Here is a 19,037-nt window from a genome sequence, read left to right as displayed (position 1 = left end):
TGATTGTCCTGCGCCTTCAACCCGCGGGGCCGGAGCATTGTTCCGGTTCCCCTGCGACGAAAGATGCATCACTGGACAGTGTTACCGCGTAACAGTTCAGGCCCTGGCGATCTCATGCCCCGCCATCAGTTCCAGCGCCCGCACCATGGCGGAGTGATCCCAGGCCTTGCCGCCATGTGCAGTGCAGGACGAGAACAATTGCTGCGCCACCGCCGTGCTCGGCAGCGACAGGCCGAGTGCACGCGCAGCTTCGAGCGCGAGATTGAGATCCTTCTGGTGCAGCTCGATGCGGAAGCCAGGATCGAAATTGCGCTTCACCATGCGCTCGCCATGCACCTCCAGAATTCGCGAGGACGCGAAGCCGCCCATCAGCGCCTTGCGCACCAGCGCGGGATTCGCACCGGCCTTGGATGCGAACAACAGGGCCTCGCTCACGGCTTCGATGGTGAGCGCGACGATGATCTGGTTGGCAACCTTTGTCGTCTGCCCGTCGCCGTTGGCGCCGACATGCGTGACGTTCTTGCCCATCTTGTCGAAGATCGGCTTCATGGTGCCAAAGGCCCGCTCGGGCCCGCCGACCATGATGGTGAGGCTCGCCGCCTTGGCGCCGACCTCCCCGCCCGACACCGGCGCATCGAGATAATCGGCGCCGAGCGCCTCGATCTTCCTCGCAAACTCCTTCGTCGCCAGCGGCGAGATCGAGCTCATGTCGACGACGATCTTGCCCTTGGAGATGCCGCTAGCGACGCCCTCCTTGCCGAACAGCACGGCCTCCACATGCGGCGTATCCGGCACCATGATGATGACCGCGTCCGCCTGCTCCGCGACCTCCCTGGCCGATGTGCAGGCGATGCCGCCCGCGGACATCAGCTCCGGCGCGATCGGAGCAACGTCACGCAGAAGCACCCGATGGCCCGCAGCCAGCAGATGGCCGGCCATCGGCCGTCCCATGGTGCCAAGTCCGATGAAGCCGATGTTGGTCATGTCTGATTTCTCACAGTTGGAGTAGCAAAACTCATCCGCGCACTCGGTGCACCTCTCCCGCTAGCGGGAGAGGGAGCGCACCGCCGACGTGGCAATATTCTCAGGTCTCAAACGTCTGTGCCGCATGCCACGACAGGCCCTCCAGCGTCGTGGTGCGCGGCTTGTATTCGCAGCCGATCCAGCCGCGATAGCCGATCGCGTCGAGGTGGCGGAACAGGAAGGGATAGTTGATCTCGCCGGTGCCGGGCTCGTGACGGCCGGGATTGTCGGCAAGTTGGACGTGAGCAATCTGAGGCAGATATTCCTGCATGGTGCGGGCGAGATCGCCTTCCATGATCTGCATGTGGTAGATGTCGTACTGGATGAAGAGGTTGTTCGATCTCACCTCGGAGATCAGCTGCACCGCCTGCTCGGTGCCGTTGAGGAAGAAGCCGGGAATGTCGAGCGTGTTGATGGGCTCGACCAATAGCTTGATGTTCTCTCGCGCCAGCGACGAAGCTGCAAAACGCAGATTCCCGACCAGCGTCTCCCGAAGCTCGTGCGGATCGGCGTCGACAGGGGCGATGCCGACGAGGCAGTTGAGCTGCTCGCAATCGAGCGCCCTGGCATAATCGATCGCGCGGAACACGCCGTCGCGGAATTCGGCGATGCGGTCGGGCAGGATCGCAATGCCGCGCTCGCCCCCCGCCCAGTTGCCGGCGGGGAGATTGTGCAGCACCTGCGTCAAGCCATGCGCCTCGAGCTGCTCGCGCAGCTGCGCCTTGTCGAAATCATAGGGGAAGAGATATTCGACCCCGGCAAAGCCCGCCGCCTTCGCCGCCGCAAAGCGGTCGAGGAACGGCATCTCGTTGAAGAGCATGGTGAGATTGGCGGCAAATTTCGGCATGGTGCTTCTTCCCCTATTCCGCCGGCTGCAGCACGCGCGTGGTCTCGACTTCGTCGAGCGGAAGGTCCAGCACCTCCTCGAACTCGACGATGTTGTCGATCTCCGCGCCCATCGCGATGTTGGTGACCCGTTCGAGGATGAACTCGACCACCACAGGCAGGCGGTGCTTGGCCATCAATTCGCGGGCGGTCGCAAACGCTGCCTGCGTGTCCTTCGGGTCGGTGACGCGGATGGCCTTGCAGCCGAGGCCTTCGGCGACCGCGACATGGTCGACGCCGTAGACGCCGATCTCGGGCGCGTTGATGTTCTCGAAGGAGAGCTGGACGTGATAGTCCATGTCGAAGCCGCGCTGGGCCTGTCGGATCAGGCCGAGATAGGAATTGTTCACGACGACGTGGATGTAGGGCAGATTGAACTGCGCGCCGACCGCGAGCTCCTCGATCAGGAACTGGAAATCGTAGTCGCCGGAGAGCGCGACGATCTCGCGCTCCGGGCACGCCGCGCGCACGCCGAGCGCGGCCGGCAGCGTCCAGCCGAGCGGCCCCGCCTGCCCGGCATTGATCCAGTTGCGGGGCTTGTAGACGCCGAGGAACTGCGCGCCGGCGATCTGCGACAGGCCGATCACGGTGACATAGGTGGTGTCGCGGCCGAACGCCTTGTTCATTTCCTCGTAGACGCGCTGCGGCTTGATCGGGACGTTGTCGAAATGGCTCTTGCGCAGCATCGTCTTCTTGCGGTCGCGGCAGGCCGCAGGCCACGCCTGGCGCTCGCGGAGCCTGCCTGACCGCCGCCACTCCCTGGCGACGGCGACGAACAGTTCGAGCGCGGCCTTTGCGTCCGAGACGATGCCGAGATCGGGATTGAACACGCGCCCGATCTGCGTCGGCTCGATGTCCACGTGAACGAATTTGCGACCCTTGGTGTAGGTCTCGACCGAGCCGGTGTGGCGGTTGGCCCAGCGATTGCCGATGCCGAGCACGAAGTCGGACTCCAGCAGCGTGGCATTACCATAGCGGTGGCTGGTCTGGAGACCCACCATGCCGGCCATCAGCACGTGATCATCGGGGATCGCGCCCCATCCCATCAGCGTCGGCACGACGGGTATGTTGGCGATTTCGGCGAACTCGACCAGCAGATCCGAGGCGTCGGCGTTGATGATGCCGCCGCCCGCGACGATCAGCGGCCGTTCGGCGGCGTTGAGCATCTCCAGCGCCTTCTCGACCTGCTTGCGCGTCGCGGCGGGCTTATAGACCGGCAGCGGCTCGTAGGTCTCGTCATCGAACTCGATCTCGGCGAGCTGCACGTCGAGGGGCATGTCGATCAGCACCGGCCCCGGCCTGCCTGAGCGCATCACGTGAAAGGCTTGGCTGAACACACGCGGCACCAGCGCCGGCTCACGTACCGTCAGTGCCCACTTCGTGACAGGCTTTGCAATCGACTCGATGTCGACCGCCTGGAAATCCTCCTTGTAGAGCCGCGCGCGCGGCGCCTGCCCCGTAATGCAGAGGATCGGGATGGAATCGGCGATCGCGGAGTAAAGACCGGTGATCATGTCGGTGCCAGCCGGCCCGGAGGTGCCGATACAGACCCCGATATTGCCGGCCTTGGCGCGTGTATAGCCTTCGGCCATGTGCGAAGCGCCCTCGACATGGCGCGCCAGGATGTGGCGGATCGAGCCGCGCTTCTTCAGCGCCGAGTAAAGTGGATTGATTGCAGCGCCGGGAACACCGAAGGCCGTCGATATACCTTCCTTCTCCAGGATACGCACGGCCGCATCGACAGCTCGCATCTTCGCCATATCGGACCTCGCTCAAATTGCGTCAGCGAGCGAGATCATCAGATACGCAGAAGCCGATCTCAACGAGACCGATTTTATTTTCCACGATGCGGCAACCACGAGAAAATCGTGGACGTGTCAATCGGTTAGATCAACAGATGCGTGAAAGCAGCTCACTCGAACAGCGGCACCAGCTGCATGTGCGGCACCAGCACGAGTCCCTTATCGGTGATGCGAATTTCCGGAATGACCGATAGCGGAATCAAATTGAAGCCCATGTACGGGATGGTGCAGCCGGCCTCGGCCCATTCCTTCTTCAGCACCTTCACCTCTTCCGCCACTTCGGTGACACGCTTGTCGGACAGGAGTCCTGCGATCGGCAGCGGAACCAGCGCCCTCACCTCGCCGTCGGCGACGACGCAGACGCCGCCCTGCCGCTCCTTGATGGCGGCGATGGCGACCTGCATGTCGCCCTCGTTGGTGCCGGCGACGATGAGATTGTGGCTGTCGTGCCCGACGCTGGACGCGACCGCACCGCGCTTCAGGCCGAAATCCTTCAAGAGGCCATGGGCGACGTTGCCCGCGGATTGGCCATGACGCTCGACCACCGCGACGAAGCAGAGGCCATAGCGCGCGAACAGCGACGGCCAGTCTTTTGCGGGTTCGATCGCGACCTTCTCGTGGATCAGCGTGATGCCAGGCAGCGCGGTCTTGATGGCGTTGACGGCGCAGGCCTTGGCCGGCAATTCGGGCGTCAGCTTCATGGTCTGCGGCAGCTTGACGGTCGCATAGGCTCCCTTGGGATATTGGTAGCGATGCGACAGCGCCTGATCGAGACGCGGGGTGATCTTGCCGTGCTCGACCACGAGCTCGCCACCATACCAGGTGCATTGTGGCTCGAGCTGATCGTCCATCAGCACGAGATCGGCGCGGCGGCCGCCGCCAAGCCCGCCGATATCGCCTTCCATCCCGAAGCGGGTCGCGCCATGCAGAGAGCCCATTGACCAGGCCTGCTCGGGCGACATCCCCGCCTTCACGGCCTCGCGCACCACCCAGTCGAGACCGAACAGCAGGAGATCGTCGGCATCGCGATCGTCGGTGCAAACGGTGGTGCGCTTGTGCGAGGCCCCGAGCTCGGTGATCGTTCGGATCGCTTGCGGCAGCGAATGCCAGGGCGTGGTCGGCGGTCCCCCGCGCAAAAACACCCAAACGCCGGCATCGAGCAGGTCATCGGCGATGTCGCGGTCGATCGCCTCATGGGTGTCGGTGACGCCGGATGCCGCATAGGCCGCAACGAATTCGCGGCCGTAGACATGCCCGGAAACGGGACGCCCCCGCTTTAAGGCTGCGGAGAGGATGGCATGGCTGCGCTCGTCGCCCATCGTGACAGGCACGAAATCCATCTTCTCGCCAAGCGCCACCGCTTCGGGCCAGCGATCGAACAGACCGGCGATCTTGTCCGGCGTGAGGTCGCCGCCCGCCGTCTCCAGTTCAGCCGAGGTCGCGGGAACCGTGCTCGGCACGGTCAAGAAGATCGACAGCGGCGCCTCGCGCGCATCTTCCAGCATCGCCTCCACACCGGCGACGTCCATGACGTTGCCGATCTCGTGGCTGTCGCAGAAGATCGTGGTGGTGCCGTTCAGCAACGCAGCCTCGGCATAGGCGCAGGCCGTCACCATCGAGGATTCGATGTGGATGTGCGGATCGACGAGGCCGGGCGCGATGATGCCACCGGCGGCGTCATACAGCGGAACATCGCTCCAGGCTTTCTTGGCTGTGCCTGCCGGTTTCACCGCCGCGATGCGGCCGCCTGTGATCCAGACTTCCCGCCCCTGATGAATGCGCTCCGAATAGGTCGAGAGCACCCGCGCCCCCGTGACGACGAGATCCGGCGCGACGCGGGCCGACGCAACATCGGCCAAGCGCCGCGTCATGCTGTGCAGGGGAGCAACGGTGAAGCGGGTGAGTTTGGTCATCGGGGCTCTCACGGATATTGGACAGCCCAGCGATGGTTGCCCCCGACGGCGGCAGGGGCAACTCAAATAAAACGGCACCTTTGCTTACGCATTGGGCAAACTGGCCGTTGATGAGTTCCGCTAGTCCTCATTCGCCTTGAACCGCCCGAGCCCCTTCAAGACGAAGGGTGCCACCAGCGCGATCAGCGCGACGCCGAGGAGCGTCGCCGAGATCGGGCTCTGCAGCAGCGTCATGGGATCGCCGAGGCTGATCGCGAGCGCGCGGCGCAGCTGGCTTTCGGCAATCGGGCCCAGGATCAGGCCGACCACGACGGGCGCGATCGGGAAATCGAACCGGCGCATCAGGAAGCCGAGCACGCCGAAACCGGCGAGCATCGACAATTCCACCACCGACGGCTTTGCCGCGATGGTGCCCATGGTCGCGAACACCAGGATGCCGGCATAGAGCCAGGGCTGCGGGATCGCGAGCAGCCGCACCCACAGGCCGACCAGCGGCAGATTGAGCACCAATAGCATCATGTTGGCGATGAACAGGCTGGCGATCAGGCCCCACACGAGGTCGGGCCGCTCGGCGAACAGCAGCGGGCCCGGATTGAGACCATATTGCTGGAAGCCCGCCAGCATCATCGCGGCGGTCGCCGAAGTCGGCAGGCCCAGCGTCAAGAGCGGCACCAGCGTGCCTGCGGCGGAGGCGTTGTTGGCGGCTTCGGGCCCGGCGACCCCTTCGATCGCGCCCTTGCCGAACTCTTCGGGGTGCTTCGTCAGCCGCTTCTCGGTCGAATAGGACAGGAAGGTCGGGATCTCCGCACCGCCGGCCGGCAGCGCACCGATCGGAAAGCCGAACATGGTGCCGCGCAGCCAGGGCTTCCAAGACCGCTTCCAGTCCTCCTTGGTCATCCACAGCGAGCCGCGCACCGGCTCCAGCTTCTCCTCGGTGTGGTGGCGGCGCGATGCGACGTAGAGTGCCTCGCCCACCGCGAACAGGCCGACCGCGAGCGTTGTGACTTCAACGCCGTCGAGCAATTCAGGAACGCCGAACGCAAGCCGCGCCTGACCGGTCAACTTGTCGATGCCGACGAGACCGAGCGTCAGACCGATGAACAGGCTGGTCAGGCCGCGGATTGGGGAATCGCCGAAGGTCGCCGACACCGTGACGAAGGCAACGCACATCAGCGCGAAATAATCCTCCGGACCGAAGCGCACGGCGACATCGACCAGCCATGGCGCAAGGAAAGCCAAGCCAATGGTGGCGATGGTGCCGGCGACGAAGGAACCGATTGCGGAGGTCGCAAGCGCCGGCCCGCCGCGGCCGGCCTTGGCCATCTTGTTGCCTTCGAGCGCGGTCGCCATCGAGGCGCTTTCACCCGGCGTGTTGATGAGGATCGCTGTGGTCGATCCGCCGTACATGCCGCCATAATAGATGCCGGCGAACATGATCAGCGAACCGCCGGGGTCGAGCTTGTAGGTCACTGGCAGCAGCAGCGCGACCGTCAATGCCGGGCCGATGCCGGGCAGAACGCCCACGGCCGTGCCGAGGAACACGCCGATCAGCGCGTAAAGCAGGTTCATCGGCTGGACGGCGACCGCCATGCCGTGAGCCAGCGCGGCAAAGGTATCCATCACAGCAGTCGCTCCAGCGGGCCGGCAGGCAGGCTCAGCGTCAACAACCGGTCGAACGCGAGATAGATGAGGGTCGACATCACGAGAGCGATGATGGCGTCGATGAGGATGGCACGGCGCCCGAAGGCCGCCGAGGTCGTCACGAACAGGGCCGAAGTCGCCAGGATGAAGCCGCCGCCAAAGCCGATGATGGCGATCAGCAGCGCCAGACCGACGAGGATCAGAACCACAGGCACGGGATCGGCGCTTTCGCGTGCCGGCAGATTGCCGCGCAGTGCGTCGATGAAATTGCCGATCGCAAGCAGCGCAAGGCCGCAGGCGACCACAACCGGCATCGCCTCCGGCCCCATCCCATACATCGCGGCGGATTGCAGGCCGCGCGCGTCCCAGACCAGCACGACCGCGAGCACCGCAAGCGATGCCGCGATGACGAGACCGGCGCGGTCGACGCGCCCCGGCGGCTGGACGGGATCGCCCGAGGTCATGATTTGACCAAGCCGACCGATTTCAGCACGTCGGTGACACGGGCCGTTTCCTTCTTCAGGAAGTCGGCAAAAGCATCGCCGCCGAGATAGGCATCCTCCCAGCCCTTCTGCTTGAGGATCTCTTTCCAGGCGTCAGACTTCACCATCTTCTCGACCGCATCGCTCAAGGTCTTGCGCTGCTCCGGCGTGATGCCGGGAGGCGCGACCACCGAACGCCAATTGGCGATCACGAGGTCGATGCCCTGCTCCTTGAACGTGGGGATGTCGCTGCCTGCGATGCGCTTCTCCGAGGTCACGCCGATCGCGCGCAGCTTGCCGGACTTGATCTGCCCTTCATATTCGCTGAGCCCCGAAATGCCCGCGGTGACCTTGCCGCCGAGGATCGCCGCCAGCGACTCGCCGCCGCCGGAGAACGGGATGTAATTGATCTTCTTGGCGTCGGCACCGACGGCGCCGGCGAACAAGGCCGCCATCACATGGTCGACGCCGCCGGCCGAACCGCCGGCAAAGGTGACCTTGGCGATATCGGCCTTCACCGCGGCGGCCAGATCCTGCGCAGTCTTGATCGGTGAGTTCGCGGGAACCACGATCACCTGGATTTCCTCGGTCAGGCGCGCGATCGGAGTCACCTGCTCCAGCGTCACTGGCGACTTGTTCATGGCGAGCGCGCCGACCATGACGAAGCCGTTGACCATCATCTGGTTGCCGTCGCCCTTGGCGCCGTTGACGAACTGCGCGATGCCGACGCTGCCACCTGCACCGGGAACATTGGTGACCTGCACGCTGCGGGCGACGCCCGCAGCCACCAGCGCCTGCTGCATCGAGCGCGCGGTCTGGTCCCAGCCTCCGCCCGGAGCCGCCGGCGCCATCAGCTTGAGCTCGAGCTGCTGGGCAAAGCCCGGATTGGCTGCCGCCAGAGTCAACGCGACGGCTGCGCCGACAAGGCGCACGGGAAATCGGAACATGTGGGCATCTCCAGGCTCATGCGGACGTTTGCCGCATTGTGTCGTTTGGTCGCATATCAACCAAAACGGCCGATGCTGTCCAGTGACATGCCTCAGGGTTTTTGGTCAGCGGGGCGCCGGGATCACCCCGCCGAGCGCGGCAGTCAGTTCCGCCGCGACGTCCCGGACGATCTGGCCGATCTCCGGCAACCGTTCGTCGGTGACGCGGCTCGTCAGGCCGGAAACAGAGATCGCCGCAAGCGGTTCGGCCAGCGCGTTGTATACCACCGCCGCGACGCAGCGCAGGCCGATCTGCGCCTCCTCATCGTCGACGGCAAAGCCCTGTTTGCGGATTTTCTCGAGCTCCCTGAACAGGTCGCTCGGGCGCACGATCGACTTCTCGGTCAGGCGGGGCATGCCGTGATGGCGGATGACGGCGCCGACGTCCTCGTCTGAGTAGGTTGCGAGCACCGCCTTGCCGACGCCGGAGGTCACCATGGGGACGCGGCCACCGACCTTGGTCAGCGAGCGCATGATCTCGCGGCTTTCCATGCGGGTTAGCACGATGATGAATTCATCGTCGACCACGGCGAGATTGGCCGTCTCGCGGGTGAGATCGCGCAGCTTACGCAAATATGGAATTGCCTGTGCGGAGAAATTGCGTCGCCGCGCAAAGCTGGCGCCGACCGTGAAGCTGCGCACGCCGACGTGCCATTTGGATTCGCCACGGTCGAACTGCACGAAACGGCGGCTTTCGAGCGTTGCGAGCAGCCGGTGCACGGTGGACGCCGACAGGCCGGTGCGGATCGCGAGATCGCTCAGACGATAGCCTTCGTCGTCCTCGGCCAGCGTCTCGATGATCGACAGCGCGCGGTCGACCGATTGCACGCCACCGTCGCGGCTCTCGTGATCGGCCTCCGAGGCCGATTTGGGCTCGAGCGATTTGCGCCGGATCACGTTCTTGCTCATCGCGAACTGACCGTTCTCCCTCGCCCCGCTCGCGGGGAGAGGGTCGGGGTGAGGGGAGTCTCCGCAAAGACGGTGAGAGATGGATTCGTGGAGAGTCCCCTCACCCGAATTGCTTCGCAATTCGGCCTCTCCCTGCAAGCGGGGAGAGGTGAAGTCGCAGCTCAGAGCAGCCCTGCCCCGCGTGCCCACTTGTACTTGGCGCCAAGCACCTCGACCGGCAGCTCGGTCGAATAGGCGTAAGCCGGGATGCCGTTCTGATAGAGATATTCGGCGGCCTCCTCGACCTCGACGTCGCCAGCGAGCGAGGCGACCATCGGCTTCACGAAGCCCTTGGCCTCCATCTCCTTTTTCACCTCGACCATGTTGCGGGCGAACACCATCGGCGGCGTGACGATGGTGTGCCAATAGCCGAGGATCAGCGCGTGGATGCGCTCATCCGACAGGCCGAGCTTCACGGTGTTGACGTAGGTGATCGGCGGCTCGCCGCCGGTGATATCCACGGGATTGCCGGCCGCTCCAAACGGCGGGATGAACTTGCGGAAGGCCGCATCGAGATCCGGCGGCATCGACATCAGCGACAGGCCGTTATCGACGCAGGAGTCCGACAGCAGCACGCCCGAGCCGCCGGCACCGGTGATGATGAGAACGTTCTCGCCCTTCGGCGTCGGCAGCACCGGTACGCCGCGGGCGAATTCAAGCAACTGGCGAAGTGAGCGGGCACGGATCACGCCGGACTGCTTGAACACGTCCTCATAGATGCGATCGTTGCCGGCGAGCGCGCCGGTGTGGGACGACGCCGCCTTCGCGCCGGCCGAGGTCCGGCCGGCCTTGAGCACCACCACCGGCTTCTTCTTGGACACGCGCTTTGCGGCTTCCGCGAAGGCGCGGCCGTCCTTGAGGTCTTCGCAGTGCTGGGCGATCAGATTGGTGTTCGGGTCCTGCTCGAAGAAGGCGAGCAGATCGTCCTCGTCGATATCGGACTTGTTGCCGAGGCCGACGATCGCGGACACGCCCATCTTGGCCGAGCGCGAGAAGCCGATGATGGCCATGCCGATGCCGCCCGACTGCGACGACAGCGCCGCATGGCCCTTGACGTCATAGGCGGTGCAGAAGGTCGCGCAGAGATTGGCGGGCGTATAATAGAAGCCGTAGATGTTCGGCCCCATCAGACGGATGTCGTACTTCTTGCCGACCTCGACGATCTCGGCCTGCAGCTCCGGCGCACCGGCTTCAGCGAAGCCCGACGGGATCAGCACCGCGCCCGGGATCTTCTTCTCGCCGCATTCGGTCAGCGCGGCCGCGACGAATTTCGCGGGGATTGCGAACACCGCGACGTCGATCACACCAGGCACGTCCTTGACGCTCTTGTAGGCCTTGTAGCCGAGGATCTCGGCGGCCTTGGGATGGATCGGATAGATCTCACCCTTGTAGCCGCCGTTGATGAGGTTCTTCATCACGGAATTGCCGATCTTGCCGTCCTCTGCGGAGGCGCCGACCACGGCGACCGCCTTCGGCTGCATGATGCGGTTCATCGCCGCGACGATCTCATCGGTCGGACGCGGCTTCGGCTTGGGCTTGTAGGCGAAGTCGACCACGATGCGGACGTCTGCGGCCGTGGCATCCTTCGGCGTCGCGAACACCGGGTTGAGGTCGAGCTCGACGATCTCAGGGAAATCGGTGACGAGCTGCGAGACCTTGACGATGACGTCGGCGAGCGCGTTGCGGTTCACCGGCTCGCCGCCGCGCACGCCTTTCAGGATCTCGTGCGCCTGGATGCCGTCGAGCATCGAGAGCGCGTCTTCCTTGGTCGCCGGCGCGAGGCGGAAGGTGATGTCCTTGAGCACCTCGACAAGCACGCCGCCGAGGCCGAAGGCGACCAGCTTGCCGAACGAGCCGTCGGTGATCGAGCCGACGATGACCTCGGTTCCGCCGGCCAACATCTGCTGCACCTGCACACCTTCGATCTTGGCATCGGACTTATATTTCTTTGCGTTGCCGAGGATGGTCTCGTAGGCCTTCTCGGCCTCCTCGGTCGTCTTGAGGCCGACGATGACGCCGCCAGCTTCGGTTTTGTGGAGAATGTCCGGCGAGACGATCTTCATCACGACGGGGAAGCCCATGGACGAAGCCATCTTGCCGGCCTCGCCCGCCGACTTGGCCAAGCCCTCCTTCGGCACCGGAATGCCGTAGGCGTCGCAGACCAGCTTGCCTTCCGGGGCCGTCAGGCTGGTGCGATTGTCCGCCTTGACCTGGTCAAGCACCTTGCGGACGGCATCTTTGGAATTGGACATGTGGCTTCTCCCTTGACCTCAGTTCGTTCTGTTCAAAGCGCGCGCGTGTTTGCGGCTGCCCATGATGCTTGCCATTCGCCGCGCTCTGTTCCATGCGGCGGTACGGAGTGGCATAAGCCTCAAGACTACTCCGCCGGCATGGATCAAAAATGGCTGGCGATGGCATTTGGTATGCCAGAAGCCAACTTGTCAAGCTGGTGCATGGCCTAGAAGGCCGCAAAAAATAGGCAGCTTGACATTCTGGCATGTGGTATGCCAAAAACTTTCCAGTTAATATTCCTGTAAAAGACGACTCCCCACTGGAGGAGATTCGTCGTGTCACTACGGAAACCAACCAAGGCGTTGCCGAACATGGCCGAGGCAGACATCGCAATCGTTCGTATTGCCCCGGAGAGCAGCTTCAAGAACAAGGCGTATGACGCCTTGAAGGAAGCCATCCTCAAGATGGACATCTACTCGACGCCCGAGCCGGTGATGCTCGACGAGCGCGCGCTGTCCGAACGGCTCGGCGTCAGCCGCACGCCGATCCGCGAGGCCATCGCGATGCTGGAGCAGGACGGTTTCGTGAAGACCGTGCCCCGCCGCGGCATCATGGTGGTGCGCAGGACCAAGAGCGAGATCGTCGACATGATCCGCGCCTGGGCGGCGCTGGAGAGCATGGCCGCCCGCCTCATCACCACCACCGCGCGCAAGAAGGACATCACGGCGCTGCGCGACTATTTCAAGGATTTCGGCAAGGACCGACTGCCCGAGGATCACGTCGAGGAATATTCGCGCGCCAACATCGCCTTCCACCAGGCGCTGATCTCGCTGTCGGAATCGCCGGTGCTGGTCGATCTCACCAACGACCTGCTCTTGCACGTGCGCGGCTATCGCCAGTTGACCATCGGACGCAAGGACCGCACCGCGACGTCACTGCCCGAGCATCTCGGCATCATCGAAGCGCTCGAAGCGCGCGACACCGAGCTTGCCGAGAAGCGCGCCCGCGATCACACCCTCGGCCTTGCCGCTTACGTCGAAGCGCACGGCCAAGAACTGTTTACGTAACTGTTCACTTAAGCAACGGTTCACCAGAAGGGCGAACAATTCGCCCCAACGACCTTGAGACCAGGGAGACAAGGCCCATGCTGAATACCGCGACCAAGTCCGAAGCACCGGGCACCGAGCAGGAACTGACGGATGGCTTCCATCTCGTCATCGACGCGCTCAAGCTGAACGGCATCAACACCATCTATAATGTGCCGGGCATCCCGATCACGGATTTGGGCCGCATGGCGCAGGCCGCGGGTATTCGCGTGATCTCGTTCCGTCACGAGCAGAACGCCGGCTACGCCGCCGGCATCGCCGGCTATCTCACCAAGAAGCCCGGCGTCTGCCTCACGGTGTCGGCGCCCGGCTTCCTCAATGGTCTCACCGCCCTCGCCCACGCCACCACCAATTGCTATCCGATGATCCTGGTCTCCGGCTCTTCCGAGCGCGAGATCGTCGACCTCCAGCAGGGCGACTACGAGGAGATGGACCAGCTTGCGATCGCAAAGCCGCTGTGCAAGGCGGCCTATCGCGTGCTGCACGCCCAGGACATCGGCATCGGCTTCGCCCGCGCCATCCGCGCTGCGGTCTCAGGCCGTCCGGGCGGCGTCTATCTCGACCTGCCGGCAAAACTGTTCGGCCAAGTCATGAACGCCGAGGCCGGCCAGAAGTCGCTGGTCAAGGTGATCGACGCGGCGCCCGCGCAGATCCCCTCGCCCGCATCCGTGAAGCGCGCACTCGACGTGCTCAAGAGCGCCAAGCGCCCCCTCATCATCCTCGGCAAGGGCGCGGCCTACGCGCAGGCCGATGAGGAGATCAAGAGCTTCGTCGAGAAGAGCGGCGTTCCGTTCCTGCCCATGAGCATGGCCAAGGGCCTGCTGCCCGACACCCATCCGCAATGCGCCGGCGCCGCCCGCTCGACGGTGCTGAAGGACTCCGATGTCGTCATGCTGATCGGCGCGCGGCTGAACTGGCTGCTGTCGCACGGCAAGGGCAAGAGCTGGGGCGAGGCGCCGAAGAAGTTCATCCAGGTCGACATCGAGCCGAAGGAGATGGATTCCAACGTCGAGATCGTCGCGCCCGTCGTCGGCGACATCGGCTCGGTGGTCTCCGCCTTCAACCAGGCGATGGGATCATCCTGGACCGCCCCGCCGGCCGAATGGACCAATGCCGTTTCGACCAAGCGCGAAGAGAACGTCGCCAAGATGGCGCCGAAGCTCATGAACAACAAATCGCCGATGGATTATCACGGCGCGCTCGGTGTGCTGAAGAACGTCATCAAGGAGTATCCCGAGGCGATCCTCGTCAACGAAGGCGCCAACACACTCGACCTCGCCCGCGGCGTCATCGACATGTACAAGCCCCGCAAGCGTCTCGACGTCGGCACCTGGGGCGTGATGGGCATCGGCATGGGCCAGGCGATCGCGGCCGCGCTCGAGACCGGCCACCCCGTGCTGGCGGTGGAAGGCGACTCGGCGTTCGGCTTCTCCGGCATGGAGGTCGAGACCATCTGCCGCTACAATTTGCCGATCTGCGTCGTCATCTTCAACAATGACGGCATCTATCGCGGCACCGACGTCAACGGCGCCAACTCCGATCCGGCAACGACCGTGTTCGTCAAGGGCGCGCGCTACGACAAGATGATGGAAGCCTTCGGCGGCGTCGGCGTCAACGCGACCTCGCCGGACGAGCTGAAGCGTGCCGTCAACGACGCCATGAAGTCCGGTAAGCCGACGCTCATCAACGCCGTGATCGATCCGGCCGCCGGCTCGGAGAGCGGCCGCATCGGCAACCTCAATCCACAGAGCGTTCTGCAGAAGAAGAAGTAAGTCCACCCCTCAACCCTTATTCCCTGCCGGGTGCAGGGGCAGACAGAGTACGGAGCAATACGATGACCAAAGCGCTCGAGGGCGTTCGCATTCTCGACTTCACCCACGTCCAGTCAGGACCGACCTGCACGCAGCTGCTGGCCTGGTTCGGCGCCGACGTGATCAAGGTGGAACGCCCGGGCGTGGGTGACATCACCCGCGGCCAGCTGCAGGACATCCCGAACGTGGACAGCCTGTATTTCACCATGCTCAACCACAACAAGCGCTCGATCACGCTCGACACCAAAAACCCCAAGGGCAAGGAAATCCTCACCGAGTTGATCAAGAAGTGCGACGTGCTGGTGGAGAATTTCGGCCCCGGCGTGCTCGACCGCATGGGCTTTCCTTGGGAGAAGATCCAGGCGATCAACCCGAAGATGATCGTCGCCTCGATCAAGGGTTTTGGCCCCGGACCGTATGAAGACTGCAAGGTCTATGAGAACGTCGCCCAGTGCACCGGCGGCGCCGCCTCCACCACCGGCTTCCGCGACGGCGTCCCGCTCGTCACCGGCGCGCAGATCGGCGATAGCGGCACCGGCCTGCACCTCGCGCTCGGCATCGTCACCGCGCTCTACCAGCGCACCCACAGCGGCAAGGGCCAGCGCGTCACTGCCGCGATGCAGGACGGCGTGCTCAACCTCTGCCGCGTCAAGCTGCGCGACCAGCAGCGCCTCGCCCACGGCCCGCTGAAGGAATACAGCCAGTTCGGCGAAGGCGTGCCGTTCGGCGACGCCGTGCCGCGCGCCGGCAACGATTCCGGCGGCGGCCAGCCCGGCCGCATTCTGAAGTGCAAGGGCTGGGAGACCGATCCCAACGCCTACATCTACTTCATCACCCAGGCCCCGGTCTGGGAGAAGATCTGCGATGTGATCGGCGAACCCACCTGGAAGACCGATCCGAACTACGCCAAGCCGGCGGCGCGCCTGCCGCGCCTCAACGAGATCTTCGCCCGCATCGAGCAGTGGACGATGACGAAGACAAAGTTCGAGGCGATGGAGATCCTCAACAAGGACGACATCCCCTGCGGCCCGATCCTGTCGATGAAGGAGATCGCGGAAGACCAGTCGCTGCGCGCCACCGGCACCGTGGTCGAGGTCGACCACCCCACCCGCGGCAAGTACGTCTCGGTCGGCAACCCGATCAAGCTGTCGGATAGCCCGGCAGACGTGACGCGATCGCCGCTGCTCGGCGAGCACACCGACGAGATCCTGCGCTCGGTGCTCGGCTTCAGCGATCACCAGGTCGCCGAGATCCACAAGTCCGGCGCGCTCGACCCGCCGCAGAAGCAGGCCGCGGAGTAAGCGGACCACATTTCACGAGACCAAAGGGGCCGTCCGAAGGGGCGGCCCCTTTTGCTTGTGAAGGCGTGCAATCGCAGGCTCAAAATCAAAACTGGAAAACAACCCCATGCACAGTAGCCATCCCATTGGCACACAACGATATTTCTGATTCGATGAAAAAATTCTGACCCGTCGGGCAAAACAGGGGTATTATGCCATCGTGGCTATCATGCCGGGAGCGCACATCAGGCGCTGGCTGCTGCACATCGGAGCGGATCCCGACCACACGCTGTTCGCGGAAGGGGCTGCAGAGATCTGGAGTCCAAGGGCGCTTATCGGACGTCAGCCCGAGGGACGTCAGCATGGGCCACAACTGGACGGATCGCGGCGCGATCCAACGTGCCCGCCCAGCCGGAGCCAGTCGGTGCTAGCGAAGACCGGGAAGATCACCCTTCAGCCGCGCTTGCCGACCGTCGCAGACCCGGCGGTAACCTCGTCCTTGTGCGCGGCAAACGCAGCCAGCACCTCGGCTTTCTCGCGCTTAGGGACCTTGGCAAAGTCGAGGCTCCGCCCGAGTTCCGCCGCGACCTCATCGAACTCTGCCGGAGATATTCTGAGATTGCGGTGCGCTTCCTCAAGTCCGAGCGGCGTCGCGCCAGGCTTGGTGGCCGCGAACTTAAGGGGCCCGCCCGAAACGTCGCAGACCCACAGCGTCCGCATGAACTTGAGGCCCGGCAACCTTGTCAGGTTCTTGGTGTGCCATTCTCGTAGTTGCGGATTCTTGGACTTCTGGCCCACGACGGGATTCTTCACGACAGCGTCGCTGAAGTGATCCACCACGGCCGCAATAGCAAAAACGCCGCCCAGCCGCTCATACAGACTTTTCTCAGGCGAGGTTTGCTGGGCCTGCGCGTATGCCTTACTCGCTCCCTGCAATGCAGTCGTCGGGGCGGCGGTCAGCGCCATTCCTGCGACCATGCTTCGTCGTGTGATGGAAGTCGGAATAAATTGTACCATGGTCACCTCCTCTGGTGAGGCAACAGGATAATCCGTTGGGAGCATGCAGCCGGTCGGATTTCGTCACTTTCTTCCGGCATTAAATTTTAGGTCGATGGATTAAGATGGAAGCGTCGGGGTTACACGCTAAGAACGATTCACCGCACATTCGCTTGTGTGGCCGCCCGGGACGTCTGCGATGGGCCACAAGCGGAAGTCGGCTCTCTATTCGATAACTTCATCGGCGCGGGCTAGGAGGCTTTCAGGTAATTCCAAGCCGAGCACCCTCGCGGTCTTGCGGTTGATGATGAATTCGAATTCGGTCGGAGCTTGCACTGGCAGGTCTGCCGGATTGGCGCCGCGCAAAATTCGATCAACGTAGGATGCCGCGCCTGCATATATTTTATTGAGGTTTACTCCATACGAAACAAGACCCCCTACATCGCAGAATAGTCGTAGGAAGTAGATCGCGGGCAACCTGCACTTAGCAACAAGCGCGGTCATTTCCTTCCGTCGTGCGGCAGTCAGTGCGTCAGGTAGAAAAACAAGACCAGCTTTCCGCGTGTCTTGGAGAGATACGATTAGCCGTTCGATGCTGGAGCTATCGCCGTGGGGCGTCTCCACCGAAACCACTCCGGAGGTTTGTGCGACGGCCTTTATCGAAGCGAGAAACGCAGCAGAGTTATTCCCTGGTTCTGGGTTGTAGACAACGCCGATCCGCTCAATCTGCGGCGCGATTTCCTTCAGCAGGGAGACCCACTTACCCCCGAGAGATGGTACAAAGGCAGTGAACCCGGTAACATTACGACCGGGCCGCGCGAAAGTCTCGACATAGCGCATTCCAATCGGATCGCTGACCATCGCGAATACGGTCGGGATATTAGACCCCTCAGCTTGCAGTGACGCCATCGACGTGTTGGTAACCGCGAACAAGACATCAGGCTTCAACGAGATCAATTCGCGCGCGCACTTGCGGCTCTCCTCAGTATCGCCATCGCTTATGCAATAGTCTATGAGCAGGTTCTGACCCAACAGCCATCCTTTCTCCTTCAATACTCTTTCGAGAATCGGCCTGCTTAGAGGGCTAGCTAGGAGCGCACCCACGCGGCGGACTTGGGCCTGAGCCCCCGCAGTATATGGGAGGATTGCTACGGCACCGCTGAAGGCTATGAATTCCCGCCGTCGCATGCGTCGCTCCCTCTAGGGATCACGCCTGTGGGAAGATCAGCTTAGCACTTTTTTCGTGAGACCGGGTGCAATGACTGCTTCGGGTCAAAAGCTGCTGTCGAACACGAAGCCGCAATAGGTCTGCCAAGGGCCAGAAGCGGAAGAAGTACAGCCGAACTAATCAGGTATTCCCCAGGTGGCACGCACAAATAAACGGGCCGGCGGCAGCACGGAGGCGAGGTCAACTGGGGCGCGGTCCGGCTTAATTGCAATCAGATCGTAGCTCGCACCATGGTCGCTCGTCGTGTCCCTTAGCATTACACCGTCCGCGGTGTCCCGCGTCAGGGTCGCCGGTGCGGGATCAACGATGACGGCGGCGCGAATGCGCGCGTCCTGTATCGGCTCGGGCGGCGTCTCGCCGTTGTGAGGCTGTGCGCACATGCCGGTCGTCTCCTTGCAGAGGCTGGCGACCCTGGCGAAATCCGGCTTGATCCCCATCAGCACGAGGCCGGTCGCCCCGCCGAGCGAGAACCGACGAAGCCGACCCTCGCAGGATCGATCACCGCCCCGTCCTTCGCATTGACTGGTGGCGGCCTGCGCGCACGCCTCGTCCTTCGAGACGGCGCTCACGCGCCTCCTCAGGATGAGGCTCATCGGCGTCAGTGCTCGTTGGCTATCTCGAGCGGCTCAATGCGCCGACATCGTAGTCGACGAAGATGATGCCGCATCATCTCGGCATGGTGCACAGCCAGTGCCGGATCGCCA

Annotated in this window: 15 protein-coding genes; 3 read left to right on the top strand and 12 right to left on the bottom strand. The window is 63.5% G+C overall.

Translation table 11 applies throughout. The features are described from left to right. Nucleotides 1-96: 96 nt before the first annotated feature. The 9 genes from I6F12_RS05055 to I6F12_RS05015 form a co-directional block, all read right to left on the bottom strand. Entirely contained in the window at nucleotides 97-984 is an 888-nt protein-coding gene (locus I6F12_RS05055) for a 2-hydroxy-3-oxopropionate reductase (RefSeq protein WP_225145963.1), read from the bottom strand. A 100-nt stretch (nucleotides 985-1,084) separates the two neighbouring features. Next, nucleotides 1,085-1,870, bottom strand: coding sequence for a hydroxypyruvate isomerase (gene hyi, locus I6F12_RS05050; RefSeq protein WP_036005630.1), 786 nt, complete (start codon nucleotides 1,868-1,870; stop codon nucleotides 1,085-1,087). 13 nt (nucleotides 1,871-1,883) lie between these two features. After that, complete coding sequence (gcl, locus tag I6F12_RS05045) at nucleotides 1,884-3,668, bottom strand: glyoxylate carboligase (RefSeq protein ID WP_225155636.1); 1,785 nt, start codon at nucleotides 3,666-3,668, stop codon at nucleotides 1,884-1,886. 152 nt (nucleotides 3,669-3,820) lie between these two features. Continuing rightward, nucleotides 3,821-5,623, bottom strand: coding sequence for an adenine deaminase C-terminal domain-containing protein (locus I6F12_RS05040; RefSeq protein ID WP_225155635.1), 1,803 nt, complete (start codon nucleotides 5,621-5,623; stop codon nucleotides 3,821-3,823). A 120-nt stretch (nucleotides 5,624-5,743) separates the two neighbouring features. After that, nucleotides 5,744-7,243, bottom strand: coding sequence for a tripartite tricarboxylate transporter permease (locus I6F12_RS05035; protein WP_036023341.1), 1,500 nt, complete (start codon nucleotides 7,241-7,243; stop codon nucleotides 5,744-5,746). After that, nucleotides 7,243-7,728, bottom strand: coding sequence for a tripartite tricarboxylate transporter TctB family protein (locus I6F12_RS05030; RefSeq protein WP_225155634.1), 486 nt, complete (start codon nucleotides 7,726-7,728; stop codon nucleotides 7,243-7,245). Before I6F12_RS05030 ends, I6F12_RS05035 begins: the two co-directional genes overlap by 1 nt. Further along, the gene (locus I6F12_RS05025; RefSeq protein ID WP_036023339.1) at nucleotides 7,725-8,693 is read right to left on the bottom strand and encodes a tripartite tricarboxylate transporter substrate binding protein; all 969 of its coding nucleotides are present in this window, start codon (nucleotides 8,691-8,693) and stop codon (nucleotides 7,725-7,727) included. The genes I6F12_RS05030 and I6F12_RS05025 overlap by 4 nt, the downstream gene beginning before the upstream one ends. Nucleotides 8,694-8,798: 105 nt before the next feature. Beyond that, a complete protein-coding gene (locus tag I6F12_RS05020) occupies nucleotides 8,799-9,641 on the bottom strand; it encodes an IclR family transcriptional regulator (RefSeq protein ID WP_036023338.1) in 843 nt (280 codons plus the stop codon). 161 nt (nucleotides 9,642-9,802) lie between these two features. Beyond that, nucleotides 9,803-11,932: an acetate--CoA ligase family protein gene (locus I6F12_RS05015; protein WP_225155633.1), complete on the bottom strand. Its 2,130-nt coding sequence runs from the start codon at nucleotides 11,930-11,932 to the stop codon at nucleotides 9,803-9,805. 351 nt (nucleotides 11,933-12,283) lie between these two features. Between I6F12_RS05015 and I6F12_RS05010 the strand changes: the two genes are divergently transcribed. From I6F12_RS05010 to frc, 3 genes are all read left to right on the top strand, one after another. Beyond that, the gene (locus tag I6F12_RS05010) at nucleotides 12,284-12,979 is read left to right on the top strand and encodes a GntR family transcriptional regulator (protein WP_157282741.1); all 696 of its coding nucleotides are present in this window, start codon (nucleotides 12,284-12,286) and stop codon (nucleotides 12,977-12,979) included. Nucleotides 12,980-13,056: 77 nt separating this feature from the next. Continuing rightward, on the top strand, nucleotides 13,057-14,790 hold the full coding sequence (oxc, locus tag I6F12_RS05005; RefSeq protein WP_225155632.1) for an oxalyl-CoA decarboxylase: 1,734 nt from the start codon (nucleotides 13,057-13,059) through the stop codon (nucleotides 14,788-14,790). Between the two features lie 62 nt (nucleotides 14,791-14,852). Next, complete coding sequence (frc, locus tag I6F12_RS05000; protein WP_225155631.1) at nucleotides 14,853-16,130, top strand: formyl-CoA transferase; 1,278 nt, start codon at nucleotides 14,853-14,855, stop codon at nucleotides 16,128-16,130. 432 nt (nucleotides 16,131-16,562) lie between these two features. Here the strand turns inward: frc and I6F12_RS04995 are convergent, their stop codons facing one another. From I6F12_RS04995 to I6F12_RS04985, 3 genes are all read right to left on the bottom strand, one after another. Continuing rightward, the gene (locus I6F12_RS04995; RefSeq protein ID WP_036023379.1) at nucleotides 16,563-17,126 is read right to left on the bottom strand and encodes a group 1 truncated hemoglobin; all 564 of its coding nucleotides are present in this window, start codon (nucleotides 17,124-17,126) and stop codon (nucleotides 16,563-16,565) included. Between the two features lie 204 nt (nucleotides 17,127-17,330). Then, on the bottom strand, nucleotides 17,331-18,293 hold the full coding sequence (locus I6F12_RS04990) for an ABC transporter substrate-binding protein (RefSeq protein WP_225155630.1): 963 nt from the start codon (nucleotides 18,291-18,293) through the stop codon (nucleotides 17,331-17,333). A gap of 156 nt (nucleotides 18,294-18,449) precedes the next feature. Further along, nucleotides 18,450-18,926, bottom strand: a complete 477-nt coding sequence (locus tag I6F12_RS04985; RefSeq protein ID WP_225155629.1) for a hypothetical protein — start codon at nucleotides 18,924-18,926, stop codon at nucleotides 18,450-18,452. Between the last annotated feature and the right edge of the window lie 111 nt (nucleotides 18,927-19,037).

The organism is Bradyrhizobium sp. IC4059 (genome assembly GCF_020193615.1).
In the GTDB taxonomy this organism is placed as follows: Bacteria; Pseudomonadota; Alphaproteobacteria; order Rhizobiales; family Xanthobacteraceae; genus Bradyrhizobium; species Bradyrhizobium yuanmingense.
This window is presented reverse-complemented; position numbering and strand designations above follow the sequence as displayed.